16 protein-coding genes are annotated in these 20,693 nt (G+C 48.5%); all 16 read left to right on the top strand.

Features of this window, described 5'->3' with window-relative positions:
• Positions 1-177 precede the first annotated feature (177 nt).
• Positions 178-2,100 (top strand): DNA polymerase III subunit gamma/tau, encoded by a 1,923-nt coding sequence (gene dnaX, locus D0B88_RS14180; protein WP_151057982.1) that lies wholly within the window; start codon positions 178-180, stop codon positions 2,098-2,100.
• A gap of 18 nt (positions 2,101-2,118) precedes the next feature.
• Positions 2,119-2,439 carry a YbaB/EbfC family nucleoid-associated protein gene (locus tag D0B88_RS14175; RefSeq protein WP_007641584.1) on the top strand — a complete coding sequence of 107 codons (321 nt, stop codon included), beginning with the start codon at positions 2,119-2,121 and terminating at the stop codon, positions 2,437-2,439.
• An 81-nt stretch (positions 2,440-2,520) separates the two neighbouring features.
• Positions 2,521-3,114, top strand: a complete 594-nt coding sequence (gene recR / locus D0B88_RS14170) for a recombination mediator RecR (protein WP_151057980.1) — start codon at positions 2,521-2,523, stop codon at positions 3,112-3,114.
• 5 nt (positions 3,115-3,119) lie between these two features.
• Positions 3,120-4,256: a ribonuclease D gene (rnd, locus tag D0B88_RS14165; protein WP_151057978.1), complete on the top strand. Its 1,137-nt coding sequence runs from the start codon at positions 3,120-3,122 to the stop codon at positions 4,254-4,256.
• 31 nt (positions 4,257-4,287) lie between these two features.
• A complete protein-coding gene (locus D0B88_RS14160; RefSeq protein ID WP_151057976.1) occupies positions 4,288-4,584 on the top strand; it encodes a YcgL domain-containing protein in 297 nt (98 codons plus the stop codon).
• Between the two features lie 32 nt (positions 4,585-4,616).
• Positions 4,617-5,060 (top strand): YcgN family cysteine cluster protein, encoded by a 444-nt coding sequence (locus D0B88_RS14155; protein WP_007641574.1) that lies wholly within the window; start codon positions 4,617-4,619, stop codon positions 5,058-5,060.
• Between the two features lie 51 nt (positions 5,061-5,111).
• Positions 5,112-5,633, top strand: a complete 522-nt coding sequence (locus tag D0B88_RS14150) for a hypothetical protein (RefSeq protein WP_225318646.1) — start codon at positions 5,112-5,114, stop codon at positions 5,631-5,633.
• Positions 5,634-5,867: 234 nt separating this feature from the next.
• Positions 5,868-7,850, top strand: a complete 1,983-nt coding sequence (locus D0B88_RS14145; protein ID WP_225318377.1) for a vWA domain-containing protein — start codon at positions 5,868-5,870, stop codon at positions 7,848-7,850.
• Positions 7,850-8,347, top strand: a complete 498-nt coding sequence (locus D0B88_RS14140) for a GNAT family N-acetyltransferase (RefSeq protein ID WP_151057970.1) — start codon at positions 7,850-7,852, stop codon at positions 8,345-8,347. The genes D0B88_RS14145 and D0B88_RS14140 overlap by 1 nt, the downstream gene beginning before the upstream one ends.
• A gap of 143 nt (positions 8,348-8,490) precedes the next feature.
• The gene (locus D0B88_RS14135) at positions 8,491-8,958 is read left to right on the top strand and encodes a Dps family protein (RefSeq protein ID WP_151057968.1); all 468 of its coding nucleotides are present in this window, start codon (positions 8,491-8,493) and stop codon (positions 8,956-8,958) included.
• A 459-nt stretch (positions 8,959-9,417) separates the two neighbouring features.
• Positions 9,418-12,303 (top strand): TonB-dependent receptor, encoded by a 2,886-nt coding sequence (locus tag D0B88_RS14130; protein WP_191966445.1) that lies wholly within the window; start codon positions 9,418-9,420, stop codon positions 12,301-12,303.
• 100 nt (positions 12,304-12,403) lie between these two features.
• Positions 12,404-13,138, top strand: coding sequence for a SapC family protein (locus tag D0B88_RS14125; RefSeq protein WP_151057964.1), 735 nt, complete (start codon positions 12,404-12,406; stop codon positions 13,136-13,138).
• 22 nt (positions 13,139-13,160) lie between these two features.
• Complete coding sequence (locus D0B88_RS14120; protein ID WP_191966444.1) at positions 13,161-14,669, top strand: tryptophan halogenase family protein; 1,509 nt, start codon at positions 13,161-13,163, stop codon at positions 14,667-14,669.
• A 24-nt stretch (positions 14,670-14,693) separates the two neighbouring features.
• Positions 14,694-15,404: a DUF6445 family protein gene (locus tag D0B88_RS14115; protein ID WP_151057960.1), complete on the top strand. Its 711-nt coding sequence runs from the start codon at positions 14,694-14,696 to the stop codon at positions 15,402-15,404.
• A gap of 156 nt (positions 15,405-15,560) precedes the next feature.
• A complete protein-coding gene (locus D0B88_RS14110) occupies positions 15,561-16,577 on the top strand; it encodes a cupin-like domain-containing protein (protein ID WP_151057958.1) in 1,017 nt (338 codons plus the stop codon).
• A 90-nt stretch (positions 16,578-16,667) separates the two neighbouring features.
• Positions 16,668-20,630, top strand: a complete 3,963-nt coding sequence (gene hrpA / locus D0B88_RS14105) for an ATP-dependent RNA helicase HrpA (RefSeq protein ID WP_151057956.1) — start codon at positions 16,668-16,670, stop codon at positions 20,628-20,630.
• Positions 20,631-20,693 lie beyond the last annotated feature (63 nt).

Below are 20,693 nucleotides of genomic sequence, written 5' to 3'. Positions count from 1 at the left end.
TAATTCAATTTACCAAACTCTGTGCTGCTAACTTCATTGTTGTTTCCTTGCTAACACTTTGCTCTTCGTCCTGCTTGCTGGGTACTTATGTTCGGTATTTATTTCCGTCGTTGGCAGCTATAATCGCGCCCTGTTTTTGCAACCAGCACACTTCACATACAGAGAGCAGCAATTGGCATGAGCTATCAAGTTCTGGCGCGCAAGTGGCGCCCGCGTGTGTTCCGGGAAATGGTCGGGCAGGAGCATGTCCTGCAGGCACTTATTAATGCGCTGGATCATAACCGCTTGCACCACGCTTATCTCTTCACTGGTACCCGCGGTGTGGGTAAGACCACCATCGCGCGGATTCTCGCCAAATGCCTCAATTGTGAAACCGGTGTTAGCTCTGAGCCCTGCGGCCAGTGTTCCAGTTGCCGTGAAATCGCCGAGGGGCGTTTTGTTGATTTGATTGAAGTGGATGCGGCGTCGCGTACCAAAGTGGAAGATACCCGCGAGCTGCTGGAGAACGTGCAATATGCGCCTACCCGCGGCCGTTATAAGGTCTACCTGATCGACGAAGTTCATATGCTCTCCAATAGCAGTTTTAATGCGCTGCTAAAAACCCTGGAAGAGCCTCCACCCCACGTAAAGTTTTTGCTGGCGACCACCGACCCACAAAAGCTGCCGATGACAATTCTGTCGCGCTGTTTGCAATTCAACCTTAAAAATATGAACCCTGAGCGTATCGTTCAGCATTTGAAGTTTGTATTGAATGAAGAATTGGTACCGTTTGAAGAGTCGGCACTCTGGCATTTGGGGCGCGCGGCCGATGGCAGCATGCGCGATGCGATGAGCCTCACCGACCAAGCGATTGCCTATGGTTCCGGCAAAATTACGGAAGCTGAAGTTAGTACCATGCTCGGCACCATCGATCAAACAGCGGTGTACGATGTGGTAAATGCACTGGCGTCGCTGGATGGTAGGGCAGTGTTGGCTGCTGTTGAGCGGATGTCTGAACAGGCACCTGATTACGCCAGTGCGATTGCTGAGATGTTAGCAGTACTACATCGCATTGCGATTGCCCAGGCGCTACCTGAAGCGGTTGATAATAGTCACGGTGATCGCGAGCGGATCATGCAGCTTGCGCAGCAATTGCCCTCGGAAGACGTACAGCTGTTTTATCAAACTGCATTATTGGGACGCCGCGATTTACCGCTTGCCCCCGATCCGCGCGCCGGGTTTGAGATGGTGTTGTTGCGCATGCTGGCGTTTAAGCCGCAGGGCGTTATTGAGATGCCGACCCAGACATTGCCACAATCGACTGCACCCATAAAGCCTTCATCGACTCCACAGGTCGCGGCTCCGGCAGTTGTCGCTCCGGTGGCCGCGCCGGCCCCAGTTCCGACGGTAAGCGAAGCTCCCCCTGCGAGTGTTACACCTGAGCCTGTAGCCCAGGGTGGGTCGGTTGAGTCTGAGCCTCCGCCTGCGTTTGAGGAGGCTTACGGCAATGCCCCTGAAGATGATTATGTTCCGGCCAGTGAAGACGAATACGAACCCGCACCCGCGTATTACGAAGCGCCCGTTGCGCCCGAGGTAAACGAGCCAAAAAAGCCTGAGGCGGCTGAGCAGCCGCCAACGGCAGTGCAGCAAGTTACAGTTCCTGCGACACAAATTGCAGCCGCGCCGGAACCTGTGAAGGTTCCCACGCCAAAAACTCTACGCAAAGTTCCCTATGAACAAGCGGGCCCTGCGGATTGGACGGAAATTTATTTAGGCTTGGGTGTTACCGGTATTTTGCAAAGTACGGTGGCGAATTGCCAAATGGTTAAACGCCAGGGCAATGAATTCTTTTTTGTGCTGGATGAAGCCAATAGCACCCTGTATGACGTGAGCCATGAAAAGCGCCTTGCCGATTTAATGGGTGATTATTTTGTCGAGCCAGTGCGCGTGCATATCCAGCTGGGGCAAGTGACGGCCGAAACACCGTCGATGATGGCGATTCGTTTGCGTGAGGAGCGTTTACAAGATGCAATCCATGCGATTAAAAATGATCCTATAGTGCAGCAACTCATCGCTCAATTTGGTGCGACATTGCGCGAAGAAACCATTCAACCAATCTAATTTACTGAAGAGGATGCTATGAAAGGTCTCGGCGATTTGATGAAACAGGCCCAGGAAATGCAGGCCAATATGCAAAAAATGCAGGAAGATTTAGCGAAAGCGGAAGTCACAGGTGCGGCGGGTGCCGGTTTGGTGAGTGTGGTCATGACTGGCCGTCACGATGTAAAACGCGTACACATTGATGCAAGCCTGATGACTGAAGACAAAGAAATGTTGGAAGACTTACTGGCGGCCGCCGTGAACGATGCAGTGCGTAAAATTGAACTGCAAAATCGCGAGCAAATGGAAAAAATGACTGCGGGTATGGGAATCCCACCGGGATTCAAAATGCCGTTTTAATCGTTGGCGCGAGCGCCTCCTGAAAAACCGTAAAAATATCAGGGCGTAGCAAGCGGCGCCCTTACAAATATTGGAAATTGAATGTTCAGCCCTTTAATTGATGACCTTATGGCCTCACTACGCTGCTTGCCCGGCGTGGGTCCTAAATCTGCCCAGCGCATGGCGTTGCATTTATTGGAGCGTGACCGCGCCGGTGCTGAACGGCTCGCGCTGAGTTTGCATAAGGCAGTTGAAGGTGTCGGGCGCTGCCAGCGCTGCCGCACGCTTACAGAGCAAGCCCATTGTGGAATTTGTGCAAATAACCGGCGCGATAACAGTTTGCTATGCGTGGTTGAAACCCCCGGCGATGTATTGGCGATCGAGCAGGCGGGTACTTATCAAGGTAAATATTTTGTACTACTGGGGCATTTGTCGCCGATTGATGGCATTGGCCCGGAAGATATTGGTGTCGATCAATTAATTAATTTGTTACAGCAAGAGCCGATCACTGAAGTCATTCTCGCCACCAACCCCACAGTGGAAGGTGAAGCGACAGCCTTTTACATCAGTGAACGCGCTAAAAATTTGAATGTAACTGTCTCGCGTATTGCCCATGGTGTCCCGCTCGGTGGCGAGCTGGAATTTATCGATGGTGGCACTCTCGCGCACGCTTTTTCCTCTCGCAGAAGTTTGTAATTTTAATGCTAATACCCACTGAACCTATCTGGATTGATCAGGACGATCAACTCGCCGAGCTTTGCGCGCGCTGGCAACAGCAAGCGGCGCTGGCGATTGATACTGAATTTATGCGCAGCGATACCTTTTATCCCATTGCAGGTTTGCTGCAGATTGGCGATGGCAAGGGATGCTACTTAATTGATCCGCTTGCGATTGGCAATCTCGAGCCTTTGCGCGAATTGATGCTAAACCCTGCAGTCACCAAAGTATTGCATTCTTGTTCAGAAGATCTGGAGGTGTTTCAGTGCTGGTTGGGAGTAGTGCCGGCGCCATTATTTGATACACAAGTGGCAGCCGCATTTGCAGGTTTGAGCTTTGGGTTGGGTTACGCCAATTTAGTCAAAAACCTGCTAACTATTGAAATTCCCAAAGAAGAAACTCGCTCGGATTGGTTGCAGCGCCCGCTCAGTGCAGCGCAATTAAAATACGCCGCACTTGACGTTGCGCATATGCTGATTGTGTATGGAAAATTATTGCAGTTATTAAAAACAACCGAGCGTTTGGAGTGGGTGAAAAGTGATTGTGCTGATTTGATAAGCAATGCGCGCAAAGCAGATGATTTTAGCGAGGCGTATCAAAAAGTAGGTTTTGCCTGGAAATTGCGTGAACAGGAGTTATTAATTTTAAAGCAGCTTTGTATTTGGCGCGAAACTGAAGCGCGGGCACGCAACATTCCGCGCAATAGGTTAATAAAAGAGCCTTCATTATGGGAAATTGCGCGTAAAAGAATTCAGGATGTGACGCAATTACAACGTGTACCGGATATTCCCTCGCGCACTTTAAAAAATGATAGTGAAACTATTTTACAAATAGTCAGCGACGCTTTGGCAATGGATGAAGCTGCATGGCCTGCGCGACTCGATCCGCCTTTAGCGCAAAGCGAAGGCCCGCTGATGAAGGCGTTGAAAAATTATGTGCGCGAATACGCCGAACAAGCCCAGTTGCCGCCCGAAGTATTGATTCGCAAAAAGGATTACGAGCATTTGGTTCGCTCCGGGATGAATGGTGGCGAATATCGTTTGCCCGAGCGTTTATTGGGCTGGCGTTTTGATCTAATTGGCGAAGGCTTGTTGCGTATTGTTCGGCAACAGAATGTTTAGTCGCACTAGGCGTATAACAAGGTGAAGACCCGTGAAAATTATTTGTGAAATTTATCGTAGCACCAAGGAAGAGGGCATGTATCTGTACGTGAAAAAGGAGGAGGGGTTGAGTAAGGTACCTCCAGATTTACTCAAGCTTTTTGGTCGTCCACAGCAGGCAATGGTTCTGCTGTTAACGCCTGGTAAAAAGCTTGCTCACGCGACGGTTGAAAAAGTCGCTGAAAGCCTGGAAACACAAGGTTTTTATTTGCAATTGCCGCCACGCAATGATCGCGACCCGGAAGCTGAGCGTTTGCGTGCGCTCAATTCCAAGCTGGCTGGCCAGTAGTATCGACACTTTTTTAATGATCTGGGCATGTCATGGCACAACAAGTTTTTTGGCAACGTAAAACATTTCAGGAAATGTCGCCGGAGGAGTTTGAATCCCTCTGCGATGGTTGCGGCAAGTGCTGTCTGCACAAATTGGAAGATGAAGATTCGGGTGATGTGTATTACACCAAGGTTGCCTGTCGTTATTTGGATCATGACACCTGTCGTTGTCAGGAATACACTGATCGTCAACAATTAGTAGAAGCCTGTGCCGTATTAACGCCGGACAGTGTTAAGGAAACCTATTGGTTACCGGAGACCTGTGCTTATAGGCTAGTGGCTGATGGTATTCCGCTGTTTGATTGGCATCCACTGGTTTCAGGCGACCCTGACTCGGTGCATAAAGCCGGTATTTCGGTGGCGGGGCGTGTAGTGCATGAGCAGGATGTCGATCCTGAGGATTATGAAGATTATGTTATTCGCTGGGTTAATTGAGCGGCTGAAACCAGTGCTGGCGAACCGGAAGGAGAATTTGCTGTGGAAAATATGACTGACTATCAATATGCGTGGATGCTGTACCTGACAGGTGCAACAGGTTGTGTGCTTGCGGCATGGCTAATGTTCCGCCGTTTTGGTCGCGCTGTTACACATTTTTTTGTCATCACCGTGACGGTTGTGCTGTTCACACCCTATGCGATTGATGCAGAGAAAATGACCATGGCGCCTGCAGTTTATACGCTACTTTTCGGGTTCCTGGATGGAGGCTTTGCCAGCGTTAAACCAGTCTTGAAGCTTATGTTAGGGCTATGGGGCTGTGCCCTTATTCTGTCCCTGATCTATCAATTGCTGACCCGCCATAGAGGCGGGGCTACTCACGAGATCCCTGAACCGCGTCGCCGTCAGTCAACCCGGCAAAATCGCAATCAGGCCTATGTTGAGGACGATGAACCTGATTTTGATTACAGCCCCCAGGCGCGCCGTGCCAATAGTAGTCGCGGTTTGAGCCGTGAGGAGCGCATCGCACGGGATGAGTTATTAAACGAAGAGCCCATCAGAGCTATTCGCTAATTGATCATATATTAGCTTTTCGCTAGCAATCGTTGTTTAAAAGCCAGCCTGAGTGCTGGCTTTTTGCATTCTGTTGTTTGCATTTTTTGAATGTTTTCAGTGAATGGATTTTTTCATAAATGGCGAATCGGGGTGGAGCTGCTATAACTAATGGCAATATGGCCAGTAAACGGCACTTTATCTTGGCATTCTCAATATCGGCGCTCTTAGCTTTTTGTTTTGGTGGAAATACCCATGCGACAGGTTCTTCATTATTTATTGCTCGGTTGCACACTGTTCTCTGCAGTGTGTGACGCCAGTGAAATTACTGCCCCTAAACCGGCCGATGTGCGGGTGGTGATTGATATATCGGGCAGTATGAAAAAGACTGACCCCAACAATTTACGTAAACCCGCCGTGGATTTGATCGTGCGTTTGTTACCGGATCAAAGTAAAGCAGGGCTTTGGACCTTTGGACAGTCGGTCAATATGTTGGTGCCGCACCGTGTAGTTGACTCCCAATGGCGCGAAGAGGGAGCAAAAAAAGCGAACTCAATTAACTCGGTGGCGATGTTTACCAATATCGGTGGTGCCTTGGAGGCAGCGGCAGCAGATCACGCAACGGAATCCAGCGCTTACCAGCGCAACGTTATTTTGCTTACCGACGGTGTTGTCGATATCAGCAAAGAGGCGGTGGTTAATCTCAACGAGCGCAAACGCATCCTCACCGAATTATTGCCGCGCTTAAAAGCTTCTGATTACCGTATCCATACCATTGCGCTTTCTGCTGATGCTGATCAAGAGCTGATGAAGAAACTGTCCATCGCCACCGACGGCATTTTTGAGGTGGCCGATACCGCCGATGAGTTGATGGCGACCTTCCTGCGTATTTTTGATCAGGCCGTGCCTGCCGAACGGGTTCCGTTGGATGAAAATGGTTTTTTAGTCGATAACAGCATTCAAGAGTTTACCGCGCTGATTTTTCGGCGCGCCGAAGTTCCCGCTACGGTGATTATTGCGCCTGACGGTAAAGAGTATTCCGCGACTGACCCTGCTAACAATGTTAATTGGTATCGCACCGACAAATATGACCTTATCACTGTGCAGCAACCTGTGGCTGGCCAATGGAAAGTAAAAACTGACATGGCACCGGGGAGCCGCGTGACTGTGGTGAGTAATTTACAGTTGGTGGTGCAGCCGCTTAAAAGCAATATCAAACTCAATGAAACTATTGATATCGCCTATTCGTTTATTGCCAATAATGAAACGCTCACTAATACCGATTTTTTGAGTTTGTTGACCGGTGAGGCGTTCGTGACTCCCGCAGCAAGCAAGGAAACCAAAACCCATACCTTGAACAAACCGGCTGCGGCCAATGGTGTCTTCTCTGATCAGCTGAAGGGTTTCACTACCCAAGGTGCCCACGATATTAAGATTCTGATTGATGGTAAAACCTTCAAGCGTGAGTTTATCCATCGGGTCAATGTGAGTGATTCTGCGTTCCGCGTTGAAAAGCGTATTGATGAGCAGGGCGATAAAAAAACCTATGTGTATAAGTTGATTGCAGATCTTGAGATTGTTGATGTGGCAAGCACCAAGGTAATGGCAACGATTAAAAACTCCAAAGGTAATAATCTGGAGCGTGAACTGAATGCGATTGAACAATCCCAATGGGAATTTTCCTTCGCGCCAGCGGAAACTGCGCGTTACACAATCGCCATGCAGGTAACGGGTGCCCAGATCGATGGCAGCCCATTGAGCGAGACGATTGCGCTGGATGATTTTGCCTACCCGGATGAGGCCGCCGTCCTGGCTGGTCAAGTGCCTGCCAGTGAGGCGAGTGCAGAGTCGTCTTCTGCTAGCAGCGAGGCAGCGCCAGTAACCACTGATACACCCGCCGCCGCGGACTCATCCAATACCTGGGTATATATTGCGATTGTTGCAGCCAATTTCTTGGTGCTGGTAATGGGGTTTGTCGCCTACAGGGTTATCGCCGGCAAGAGCCACAAAGCAGAGCTGGAAGAGATGGAAAAGACCTTGAATATGTCACCCGATAGCCTTAAAAAAGCCACCGCAAAAGACACCCCGGCAGCAATGGATTCCGGCGGTAATAGTGCGGGTGAGATGGCGATGGATAGTGGCGGGGGAATGGATTTATCCATGCCCGATGACCTGATGGCCGACAACCTGTTTCCATTGGATAATATGGAAGACGATAGTAACAAAGATAAAACTTGATGCCCGTGTCCGAATTATTACAAACACCCTCGCCACACTCCGAAATAGTTTTTTGCGCAGAGCAACCTGAGCGTTACGCAGTGGTCGATCGTTTTTACCGCGCTCAGGGTTACAAGGTAAAAACGGCTGCTACTGAATCCGTGTATGTTATTTACGGGGTTGGGGGAACGGGCGGCCCCACTGAAATCATTGCAGCGGCACGTTATGTCCCCCAAAACTCGGGGCACTTTTGGCTGCGCAATTTGCTGGTTGCCAAAGAGCGGCGCGGGCAGGGGTTGGCGAGTGCGCTGCTGCAATACTCCTTGCCGCTTATTTACCCAAAAGGTTGTTACTGTTTTGCATTGCCGCATTTGAAGGGGTTTTATGACCGTTTGGGTTATGAATTAGAGCCTAATCATTGCCCTACAGATATCCAACAAAAATACCAGCAATACCGTGCACGTGGCCGTGATTGGTTATTAATGGGATATTTAGCCTCAAATCATGGTCAAACCTGACATGCATCGCCATTTGGCAATACCAGCCATAGGCAAAAGCAACTGGTGATGCGAATCATGGAGATTTATCTTATAAACACCCACATGCTCATTTGAGCGATTTTTTAGAAAAACGATTCAAACAGCGATTTAAAGGAGTCACTATGAATATAGATATCGGAATTTCCCAAGAGCACCGCGAAGACATCGCCCACGGTCTGTCCAGAGTATTAGCCGACACCTACACGCTCTACTTGAAAACCCACAACTTTCACTGGAACGTCACCGGGCCAATGTTTCAAACCTTGCACTTAATGTTTGAAACCCAATACAACGAGCTGGCCTTGGCTGTTGACCTTATTGCTGAACGTATTCGTTCCCTGGGTTTCCCGGCTCCCGGCACTTACAAGCAGTATGCAGAGTTGAGTAGCATCAAAGAGGAAGAGGGCATCCCCGCGGCCAAAGACATGATTCGTTTATTGGTTGAAGGACAGGAGGCAGTGGTGCGCACCGCGCGTTCACTTTACCCCTCGGTGGAAGCTGCGAGCGATGAAGCGACCGCAGACTTGCTAACCCAGCGCATTCAGTTACACGAAAAAACTGCTTGGATGCTACGCAGCTTACTGGAGTGATCATTCTCCATTTTTGCGCTCCTAAAACCCGGCTTGCCGGGTTTTTTATTGCCCCAAATTCACTGCGCGCACCTTAAAACTGGCCTTCAGAAAGTATTTTTTGTGGAATAGGGTGCCAATTTTTAGCAAAAAAATACTGCTAATCTAACGTTAAAGTTGTTTATTAACTATTTGATAATAAAAGATTATTTTCAGTGTTCGCTTAAAAACACTCAACTCGAACTTCCCACCTTAACCCTAATTAACTAACTCGGACGCCCGAACCTTTCCAACGCGCAACTATAGGCTCGCGTGAATGCCACCTCATGGGTGGCTAGCGTAGGAAAAAATAAGACTAGTGAGTAACTGGCACAAGGTTCTGTGTTTTTGCACAGGCCCCAACGAGAGGCAAGTTACGATAACAATAACGGTTCGAGGATTATGCTCATGCAAAACCCAATCAACTTTAAAAGAAAGATCATGGCTACGGCAGTGGCATCGGTGATGGCGGCTGGTTTCAGTTCAGTGACAATGGCGCAAGACAATGCTTTGGAAGAGGTCATTGTTACCGGTATTAAAGCGTCGCTGCAGGCCTCTATGGATGTAAAACGCGAAGCAGTGGGTGTGGTTGATGCCATTTCGGCGGAAGATATCGGCAAAATGCCTGATACCAACCTTGCCGAATCCCTGCAACGTATCCCCGGTGTGTCGATCGACCGTGTAAACGGTGAAGGTAGCAAGGTAACCGTGCGTGGTTTGTCAGGCGATTACAATTTGGTGACCTTAAACAGCCGTCAAATGCCTGCATCATCATTCGGTACCAGCCGTTCTTTTGACTTCGCGAACCTGGCCTCTGAAGGTGTTTCCGGGGTTCAGGTGTATAAAAGCGGCCGTGCTGATGTGCAATCTGGCGGTATGGGTGCATTGATCAACATTGTCACCCCGCGTCCGCTCAGCAGCCCTGGTTTGAAAGCCGTGCTCGGTGGCAAAGCGGTATATGACGATTCTTCGGTGATGAAGGATGACCTGACTCCGGAAGTCTCCGGCTTGTTCAGTAATACCTTTGCGGACGACACCATCGGTGTTGCGCTGACAGGTAGTTATCAAGAGCGTAACAGCGGCGATCGCAATGCCAGCGTCAGTGACTGGTTTGTGCATGCAACAGACGGTGGCGACTGGGCTGGAATTCCTGCCGAACATCAGCCGGGAGATGGCAGAACCTACGCCATTCCTTCTGAGGTGATGTATTCGGTCAATGAAGTAAACCGTAAGCGCTTGAATAGCCAGTTGACCCTGCAATACCAACCGATAGAGCAGCTAACCGTGACGGCGGATTACCTCTATGTAACCCAGCAAAACGAAGTTAACAATTTTGGTACCGGCTTTTGGTTTACCCGCGATAACGATTTGGACATTGAGTGGAGTGATACCAACCCTGCGTATCCGCTGTCTTACACGGAAAACTCGGGTCGTCATGAAATCAATAGTATTGTTAAGTTCAACAAGACCAAATCCAACCTCAAGTCATCCGGTTTAAATGTTAAGTGGGATGCAACTGATAATCTGGAACTGGAGTTTGACGCACACAACTCAACGTCGTTGTCAGGTCCAAACGGCAAGTGGGGTGGTAACAACCAATTTAACTTTGGTTCTATCGATAACTACCGAGTGTCTATGGATTTCTCCGGCAAGTTCCCGGTCATGAATAGAATTGGCCATGAGGATGGCCGCACTAACGTGGCGCCGGATATCTCTCTGATGCAATTGACCAACAACATCTTCCGCATTCAAGAGCAGGATTCCTCGGTTGATGAGTATCAATTAAAAGGAACCTATAACTTTGATGATAGCTTTATCGACAACATCAAAGCCGGTGTAGGTACTAACGAAATCACCAACAAATATTTCTTCCTTGGCTACCAAGCGCAAAACCAGGGTAGTTGGAGTGGTGTACAGGGTGAAAACGGTGTTGGCGATATTCCTCGCTCCTACTGGATTGTAGATAAGCTATCTAACTATTTTGATCACGATGCCACGAATGGCGCTAACTTCCAAAACAGTTTTGTCCGCGGTAAATGGGACGAGCTGTTGGCCGTCGGCGCAGACCTTTATGGTTCAGATACCGGTCACTGCATCAGAGCCTATTGCACCACTCGGGACCCTGCCTTAGCGAATGACGGGTTGGACGATCAAACCACGGTAGAAACGTCAGATTTTGCCTACTTACAGTTTGGTTTCAAACCTGAGATTGCCGGTATGCCTGCTAATTTGGCGGTAGGTGTTCGCCATGAGACTACGGACGTCGAATCAACCGCTTACGTGTCTGCCTATACTCCCTACATTCGCTGGAACAGTGGTAACGAGTACTCCCTGATAGCCAATGGTAGTGAGTACGGTGTCACCACCGGTAGCTACTCAAAAACCTTGCCTAATTTGGATTTTGATATAGCGCTGACCGATGACATCAAAGCGCGCGCATCATTTAGCAAAACGATTTCTCGTCCAAACTACAATGATCTCAAGGGTGGATTTGTGTGGGGTACAGCGCCGCGCGTCAGCATGGGTTCTGCCTCCGCTGGCGATCCTGACCTGAACCCAATGGAGTCAACCAATTTCGATCTGTCTGCTGAATGGTACTACGCTGATTCAAGCTATGTATCTCTTGGATTCTTCAAGAAAGACGTTGTGGATTTCATTGGTAGCAGTGCGCCTGTCACTATCACAGACAGCGGCTTCCATACTCCAGTCGGTGGGCCACGCTGGAACGCGGCGGTTGCAGCGGTGGGTAATAACCTGACGGCAATTAACGAATATATTGTTGCTAACTATCCCGGTAGCGTGGATGCGGCAAATAACCATGTATTTGCATTGCCCGAAGATCCAATTCTGCCTTTTGAAGTGACTCGCCCAATCAACAATGAAGATGTAGCCATTGATGGTATTGAGATCGCTGTGCAACATAGTTTTGGTGAGTCGGGTTATGGTTTCCAGGCTAACGTTACCAAAGTGGATTCCGATACCGAATACAACAATGTATCCAAGGCTAGTCAGTTTGCGATTTATGGTTTGAGCGATTCAGCCAACCTGATTGGCTTCTACGATAAGGATGGCCTGCAGGTACGTATTGCATACAACTGGCGTGATGATTTCCTCGCGGGTGGCGGTGGAAACCCACGCTACACTGAAGCCTATGGTCAGGTGGATGCGAGCGTGAGTTACGAGCTTACTGACAACCTGACTTTGTCACTTGAAGGTCTAAACATTACCAACGAAACCACGCGTCAATATGGCCGTCATGAGAATATGACGTTTAACTATATTGAAACCGGTGCTCGTTACAACCTGGGTGCTCGTTACAGCTTCTAATTATTAGCTGCTGTAAAGCAACCAAAAAAGCCGCTGGTAACAGCGGCTTTTTTTACTGGATTTATCGAGTCACTGGAAAAAATAATGACGGGGATTACGTATGCCTAATTTTGTATTGCTTAATAATGTCGCCCATAAAAATCTCTGTGTTATTCGAGACTATGCTCCGCACTATGGCGACAACGAAATGTCCGCAGTCACTTTTCCGCAGGAGTTTCGCGCCATTCAAAATGAATATCCCATTTTCTTCCGGAAAAATCCCGAGACTGGAAAGTTTCTCACCGTGGCATTGCTTGGCTTGCGCCAAAATGAAAATCTTTTTTTGTCTGATAGTGGATGGGATGCACAATATATTCCGGCATCGGTAAAAAGACGGCCATTTCTGATTGGAATACAGCCTCCCAGGCCAGATCAAGATGCTAACCAGCCAAACCGGATGGTGTATGTAGATATGGATAGCCCGCGGGTCAGTGAAGCCCAGGGTGAGCGGGTTTTTTTACCACACGGTGGCTACTCACTTTTTTTGGAAAAAATGGTTGCTGCGTTGGAATACATTCAATATGGCACAGATTTGAGTGAACTTTTTATCACTGAATTATTGAATTACGATTTGCTTGAAGTGGTGACTCTTGATATCACTCTAAAAAACGGTGAGCGTAATAATTTGACTGGCCTGTATACAATTAATGAAGAAAAGTTGAGCGCATTGAACGGGAGTGTTGTGGCTGAGTTACACAGTAAAGGTTATCTGGAGTTTATCTATATGCTATTGGCTTCCCATTCCAACGTGGTGAAGTTAATCGCACGTCTTGAAACCCGGCTTCAGAATCAATAATCGATGCACTGTGGTACACGCGATGAATTATCTAACAAAAGTAAAAAAAGTAGTTATTGTCGGTGGTGGTACAGCGGGCTGGATGGCTGCTGCATCCTTTGCCAAGCTGCTCGGGAAAAGTGTCGCGGTTATATTGGTTGAATCCGATGAGATCTCCACCGTCGGCGTGGGAGAAGCTACGGTACCTCCGCTGATTTTATTGAATCGTTATCTGGGTATAAATGAACAGGAATTGTTGACCTTCGTTAAAGGTACGATCAAGTTAGGCATCTCATTTGAAAATTGGAAAAACATAAACGACTGCTATATTCACTCCTTTGGTCATACCGGCAAAGATACGTGGGCTGCGAGCTTTCAGCATTTCTGGCTCAGAGGATTGGATATTGGCGTGGATGATCCATTGGGTGATTATTCCCTGGAATATGCAGCGGCATTGCACAATAAATTTGCCCATATGTCGAACCCGCCGTTGACCTATGCCTACCATATTGATGCCGGTTTTTACGCTAAATTTTTGCGTCGTATCGCTGAAAATGCGGGCGCTCTCCGCATTGAAGGCAAAGTAGAAAACGTGGTTTTGGACGATTCCGGGTACATTAAGAATATTCGCCTCGCATCCGGTACTGTCGTTGAAGGTGATTTTTTTATCGACTGTTCTGGCTTTCGTGGTTTATTGATTGAAGAGGCATTGCATACGGGTTATGAAGATTGGTCGCATTGGTTGCCCTGCGATAGCGCGATAGCTGTGCAAACCGAATCAGTGCGCGAACCGGTTCCCTATACACGTGCGATTGCGCATCACGCCGGCTGGCAGTGGCAAATTCCGTTGCAGCATCGCGTTGGCAATGGTTTGGTTTATTGCAGTCAATATATGAGTGATGAAGACGCCAGAACTCTGTTGCTGGAAAAAATTGATGGACAATTGATATCAGAGCCGCGAGTCATAAAATTTAAAACGGGCCAACGCCTCAAACACTGGAATAAAAATTGTGTGGCCTTGGGGTTGGCGAGTGGTTTTATCGAGCCGCTGGAGTCCACAAGTATTCATCTTATCCAGCGTGGTATTACCCGTCTCATTCAAATGTTTCCGCATGATGGTATTCGTGCGTGTGATATGGATGAATATAATAACCAGATGAAAACAGAAATATTAACAATCAGGGATTTTGTGATAATGCATTACCATTTAACCGAGCGCGAAGACAGTGGATTCTGGCGTTACTGTAAAAATATGCCTATCCCGGAATCGCTTGAGCATCGCATACGTTTGTTTAGAGAAACCGGGAAATTATTTGTTGAATCACCCTATAAACTTTTTGCGGAGTCATCCTGGTTGCAAGTAATGGTGGGTCAGGGGTTGGTGCCGGAGCGCTATCATGTGGTGGCAAATGAGATGACAGACGCTGAGCTGAAAACGTTTTTAAGTGATATCAGAAGTCAGGTAAAACACAGCGTTCAAAAAATGCCAGGGCACCATGATTATTTGCAGTATTACTGTAAAGCTACTGCGTGGGGTGATGCGTGTGAATAATGAGGCGAAACAATACGGAATACTATGACGACCGATAATTTTTTACCGCCGTTGCACGCTAATTTCCGTTATCTCTTTGATCATGTTGGCAATGAAAAGCGCCCGGTATTGGTTGTGGATAATTTTTTACACCAAGCAGAAGCCTTGGTGGGTTTTGCGGTGAAATACGGCCAATTTCGCCCCGGTGTTGATTTTTATCCCGGTATTCAGTCAAAGGTGCCGGAATTTTATGCTGCCGCGCTTGCCACACATTTGCGCGATATTATTAGTGATTGCTTTAACCTCTCGCCGGAACAAATCGAATATTCCCAATCTATTTATTCCATGGTGATGACGCCACCGGAGCACCTGAGCGTACCGCAAGCGCGCCCGCATGTGGATAGTATCAAGTCCACTAAACTCGCTGCTGTGCATTACTTGTGTACTCCGGACAAGGGTGGAACCTCGTTATATCGCCACAAAGCCACCGGTTTTGAGCGCTTGGATGAAACGCGAATGCCGCTCTACAGCGATTTTTTGGCGAAGGAAGAACAAGATCCCGTTTGGCAAAAGCGATACATCTGCGGGACTAATGACTACTACGAAGAGATTGCCTACTACGAGGCGAATTTTAATCGCCTGATTATCTATTCTGGCGATGTTTTACATTCCGCCTCCATAGCACCTAATTTCAATTTTACGGCTAATCCCCTTGCCGGGCGTTTGACCCTTACCAGTTTCATCTACTGCAAATAGTGCTCATCCCTTAATGTCGAGGGGCGCCCATGATCCATATCAATTGTGTTTGGCGACTATTAATGGTCAAATTCGCTGTGCTATTACAATAACCGCGGTTGATAAAACGGCTTATCAAACCTATTCGCCAGTTGTAACTAACAAGAAGAATTGACCATGCTCGACATCCCAACGACAGTAAAAGAAGTTCAGGGTATAGACCCAAACAATATACCTGCAGAGTTGCTCAGCGGTAACCAGCCCCTTGTTCTCAAGGGCATTGCGCGCGACTGGCCTCTGGTGCAGGCTGGTTTGAAGTCCCACGAGGCGGCTGACGCCTATCTGCGCCCGTTTTACAGCGGTAAAACTGTAGGCGCATTTTTTGGTCCGCCGGAAATTCAAGGCCATTATTTTTACAATCAGGATATGACGGCGCTGAATTATGTGGCTGACCGCGTGCGGCTGGATACTGTGCTCGACAATATTCTCGCCCACAAAGACGACGCTTTGCCGCCGACATTTTATGTGGGGTCAACTACGGTGGATGTCTGTTTACCGGGTTTTCGTGCGCAAAACGATTTAAAGATCCCGCAGGAAGATAATCCACTCGTCAGTATCTGGATTGGCAATAAATCGCGTATTTCCTGCCATTTTGATGCACCCGATAATCTGGCCTGTAATGTGGTGGGCAAGCGTCGGTTTACTGTTTTTCCGCCGGAGCAAGTGGAGAATCTTTACCCGGGCCCGTTGGATTTTAATCCCGCTGGGCAGCAAATTAGCCTGGTAGATTTTGTAAACCCCGACTTTGAGAAGTTTCCGCGCTTTCGCGACGCCATGGCGGCCGGGCAGGTGGCGGAACTTGAACCGGGTGATGCGCTCTACCTTCCCAGTATGTGGTGGCACCATATAGAAGGGCAGAGCTCGCTGAATGTGCTGGTGAATTACTGGTGGCGAACCGCGCCAGACTTTGTTGGCCCTGCCGTCAACGTGTTAAAACATGCTATTTTGAGCATTCGCGATTTGCCCGAGCGCGAAAAAGCGGCGTGGAAAGCACTGTTCGATTTTTATATTTTTGGCGATAACGACCGCCCGCGCGAAAATATTCCACCTGCTGTACAAGGGTTGTTGGCCCCGGTGGATGATCTCAAATCCCGCCAATTGCGCGCCTGGCTGATCAATCGTTTGAATCGTTAACCAGCAGCGCTGTATTATCCACTGCTTATTTACTGACGCGCTGAATCCACGTCGCGTCAGCTAGCAGGAAGTGCAGCGCGCTGAGTTGATATGTCGAATATTTGGTCAAGTTATAAACAGTCTATTGTTGATGTCATGGGGCCGGACCAGTACAAACTGGTTCGTCGCCTCAATGAAATTGAAAAACTCGCCCGCGCGGAAAAACCTTACGCCGAATCGCTGGAGAAATGGCAGGCTCAATTAGCCCGTTCGCAAGCCACTGTGCAGCGCCGCAAAACGCTGGTGCCTGAACAAATTGAGTTTCCCAATTTACCGGTTTGTGAAAAACGCGAGGAAATTGCGCAGATTATTGCCAATAATCAGGTGGTAGTGCTCGCTGGTGAAACCGGTTCGGGCAAAACCACCCAAATCCCCAAAATTTGTTTGACTATTGGGCGCGGTGTAAAAGGCTTGATTGGTCACACCCAGCCGCGCCGCATTGCGGCGAATACGGTTGCAAATCGCATTGCGGAAGAACTAAAAACCACCCTCGGTGAGAAGGTGGGCTATCAGGTTCGCTTCAGCGATCAGTCCAATGAAAATACCCTGATCAAAGTCATGACGGACGGAATTTTGTTGGCCGAAATCCAGCACGATCCCTTTCTCAATAAATACGACACGCTCATTATCGACGAAGCCCATGAGCGCAGTTTGAATATCGACTTTCTGCTCGGCTATTTAAAACAACTACTACCGAAACGCCCCGATTTAAAATTAATTATTACCTCGGCGACTATCGATCTCGAACGCTTCTCGCAACATTTCAACAATGCCCCCATCATTGAAGTTTCTGGCCGCACTTATCCGGTTGAAGTCTGGTATCGCCCACTCTATGAATTTGAGGGTAGCGATGAGAGTGAAAACGAACCGGATCAATACGCCGCGATTGTGGACGCGGTGCACGAAATTGAATTGCATGAAAAAACCGGATCAGGCGCTCGTGGTGGCGACATACTGATATTTTTGAGCGGTGAACGTGAAATTCGCGAAGCGGCGGAAGCGTTGCGCAAAGCGCAATTTGCGCATATGGAAGTGATTCCCTTTTATGCGCGTTTAAGTTTGGCCGAGCAGCAAAAAGTATTTGCGCCGCATACTGGGCGCCGAATTGTGTTGGCGACTAACGTGGCGGAAACCTCGATCACTGTGCCGGGAATTCGCTACGTAATTGACCCGGGTTTTGCACGCATCAGCCGCTATTCGTATCGTACTAAAGTACAGCGATTACCGATTGAGCCCGTCTCCCAAGCGAGCGCCAATCAACGCAAAGGCCGCTGTGGTCGTGTCGCAGAAGGTATTTGTATTCGCCTGTACAGCGAAGAGGATTTCAATTCACGCCCGGCGTTTACCGATGCTGAAATTCTGCGCACCAACCTTGCCGCGGTTATTTTGCAAATGCTGCAATTACGCATGGGCGATATTCATAAGTTCCCCTTTATTGATGCGCCGGATCATCGTTTGATTAGCGATGGTTTTAAACTGCTGGAAGAATTGCATGCGGTAAACACTAAAAATCAATTAACACCCGTAGGGCAACAGCTGAGCAAATTGCCGCTTGATCCACGCTTGGCGCGCATGCTGTTATCCGCACAGGAGCAGTCCTGTGTGCGTGAGTTATTGATTATCGCCAGTGCGCTTTCCGTGCAAGATCCGCGCGAGCGCCCATCAGAAAAACAGCAAGCGGCGGATCAAATGCATCGCCGGTTTTGGGCTGAACATTCGGATTTCCTTGGGTTTGTTGGCTTGTGGGACTATTTTGAAACCCAGCGGCAGGAACTCTCACAAAACCAGTTGCGCAAACTGTGTAAGAAAGAATTCCTTTCTTACTTACGTTTGCGTGAATGGCGCGATGTGCATCACCAGTTGTGCGTGGCCGTTAAAGACTTGGGTATTCGTGTGAATAGCGAGCCAGCAAACTACGAGTCCATCCATAAAGCGTTGTTAACGGGTTTGCTTGGCAACCTTGGTTTTAATCACGAAGAGCGCGAATATTTAGGCGCGCGCAATCGCAAGTTTTCTATTTTCCCCGGTTCGTCCTTAGTGAAAAAAACGCCCAAATGGATTATGGCTGCGGAACTGATTGAAACCTCCAAGTTGTTCGCACATACGGTTGCCAAAATAGAGCCGGAGTGGATCACGGCGGCGGCCGAGCATTTAATCAAACGCCAACATTTTGAACCGCACTACGACAGCCGTAGCGGGCAGGTGATGGTGTTTGAAAAAATCACGCTCTATGGTTTAACCATTGTGGAGAAAAAGTCCGTCAGCTATAGCCATATAGACCCTGCGCAATGCCGCGAGGTGTTTATTCGTGCCGCGCTGGTGGAAGGGCAGTACGATCAACACCCCAAACGCAAAAGCTTGCGCAATAAAAATCCTGAAGCCGATTTTTTTGCGCATCAATTACAATTACTGGTCGAATTGGAAGAGCTGGAATCCAAAGCGCGTCGTCGCGATATTGTGGTAGATGAGCAGGTGATTTTTGATTTTTACAATGAGCGAATTCCTGTTCATGTAGTTAACCTTGCTGGGTTTGAGGCATGGCGCAAAAAAGCGGAGCAAGAAAAACCCAAGCTATTATTTCTCACCCGCGAAATACTCATGCGCCACGGCGCGAGCGATATCACCCAAGCCCAATTTCCCAATGAATTAGAATGGCGTGGCATGGTATTTCCGTTGAGCTATCACTTTGAACCTAATCATGCGTTTGATGGTGTAAGCATTCATGTGCCGATGAGTGTTTTGCATCAAGTTCCAGAGCAGCGCTTGGAGTGGTTAGTGCCGGGTATGTTGCGTGAAAAATGTATTGGTTTGATTAAATCACTGCCCAAAAACCTGCGTAAACATTTTGTACCGGTACCCGATGTGGTGGATAAAATTCTTGCCACACTTGCGCCCGATAACAAACCACTCAGCGAAGCACTCACACAGCAGTTAAAACGGCTAACCGGTGTTGATATACCCAAAGACGCTTGGTTAGAAACCAGTGTGGACGATTACTACCGCTTTAATATCCACGTGGTGGACGACAAGGGAAAAATTATTGCCAGTGGGCGTGACTTGACACCGCTGCGCGATAAATACCGCGAGCGAGTGCAACAAAATATTCAATCGGCCGCCACCGATATCGAACGCGATGGAATTACGGCGTGGGATTTCGCTGAACTACCGCAGGCTATTCAGCTGCCGCGCGGTGGCATTAGTATCCGTGCTTATCCTGCATTGGTCGATAAACAAACTTCGGTGGCGTTGCAGGTACTGGATAACCCTTTGCAAGCACTGGATTTAACCCAGCGCGGCATAACGCGGTTGATTTTTTTAGCGCTGAACCAAACTGTTAAATACTTGCAGAAAGAATTATTAAAAGGGCAAGAGGTTGCGCTCACGCTAGCGGGCATTGGTAATCGCGATCAGGTAGCGGATGATTTAATCATGGCGGCAATTAAACAACTAGCGCTCGCCGATCAACAACAATTGCCCCGTAGTCACGCGGCGTTTGAGGTGGCGGTAAATCTCGTCAAGGACAAGCTCATCCTGCAAGCACAAGAACTCGCCAGCCAATTAATCGCCAGTTTGAAGTTATTGGTAGAAATTAAAAAGCAGCTTAAACAGCAAAAAAATATGCTGATGCTGGCATTCACCATCAGCGATATCAATCACCAATTAACCCAGTTGTTTTATCCCGGTTTGGTATATAAAACCCCGGCACTGTGGCTGCACCAATACCCCAAATATATGCGGGGGATCCAGCAGCGGTTGGAAAAGGCGGCACTCAACCCGCAAAAAGACAAACTGCAATTGGCCGAGGTGGCGCCCCATTGGCAGCGGCTGGTGGATTATTTAGCTAAGGAGGGGGATTATCGCCTTGCGCAGAATAGCGAGCTTCTGGAGTACCGCTGGTGGATCGAGGAGCTGCGTATTTCGCTTTTTGCACAGACCCTGAAAACCCAGGTACCGGTCTCAGATAAGCGTTTGGATAAACAGTGGGAGCAGGCTATGCTTGTGGCTCAGGGCTAACCAAGGGGGGCACCAAAAAAATCTGTAACAAATTCGCGGTAGCGGATTCTATAGTGCAACCAG

This window comes from Cellvibrio sp. KY-YJ-3 (assembly GCF_008806955.1).
GTDB lineage: Bacteria > Pseudomonadota > Gammaproteobacteria > Pseudomonadales > Cellvibrionaceae > Cellvibrio.
This window is presented reverse-complemented; position numbering and strand designations above follow the sequence as displayed.

Coding starts and splice junctions, on each gene's coding strand:
- D0B88_RS14110 (WP_151057958.1), top strand. CDS start 15,561: ATGCTCGACATCCCAACGACAGTAAAAGAAGTTCAGGGTATAGACCCA.
- D0B88_RS14135 (WP_151057968.1), top strand. CDS start 8,491: ATGAATATAGATATCGGAATTTCCCAAGAGCACCGCGAAGACATCGCC.
- D0B88_RS14115 (WP_151057960.1), top strand. CDS start 14,694: ATGACGACCGATAATTTTTTACCGCCGTTGCACGCTAATTTCCGTTAT.
- D0B88_RS14120 (WP_191966444.1), top strand. CDS start 13,161: ATGAATTATCTAACAAAAGTAAAAAAAGTAGTTATTGTCGGTGGTGGT.
- D0B88_RS14130 (WP_191966445.1), top strand. CDS start 9,418: ATGGCTACGGCAGTGGCATCGGTGATGGCGGCTGGTTTCAGTTCAGTG.
- D0B88_RS14155 (WP_007641574.1), top strand. CDS start 4,617: ATGGCACAACAAGTTTTTTGGCAACGTAAAACATTTCAGGAAATGTCG.
- D0B88_RS14140 (WP_151057970.1), top strand. CDS start 7,850: ATGCCCGTGTCCGAATTATTACAAACACCCTCGCCACACTCCGAAATA.
- D0B88_RS14175 (WP_007641584.1), top strand. CDS start 2,119: ATGAAAGGTCTCGGCGATTTGATGAAACAGGCCCAGGAAATGCAGGCC.
- D0B88_RS14125 (WP_151057964.1), top strand. CDS start 12,404: ATGCCTAATTTTGTATTGCTTAATAATGTCGCCCATAAAAATCTCTGT.
- D0B88_RS14145 (WP_225318377.1), top strand. CDS start 5,868: ATGCGACAGGTTCTTCATTATTTATTGCTCGGTTGCACACTGTTCTCT.
- rnd (WP_151057978.1), top strand. CDS start 3,120: ATGCTAATACCCACTGAACCTATCTGGATTGATCAGGACGATCAACTC.
- recR (WP_151057980.1), top strand. CDS start 2,521: ATGTTCAGCCCTTTAATTGATGACCTTATGGCCTCACTACGCTGCTTG.
- dnaX (WP_151057982.1), top strand. CDS start 178: ATGAGCTATCAAGTTCTGGCGCGCAAGTGGCGCCCGCGTGTGTTCCGG.
- hrpA (WP_151057956.1), top strand. CDS start 16,668: ATGTCGAATATTTGGTCAAGTTATAAACAGTCTATTGTTGATGTCATG.
- D0B88_RS14150 (WP_225318646.1), top strand. CDS start 5,112: ATGACTGACTATCAATATGCGTGGATGCTGTACCTGACAGGTGCAACA.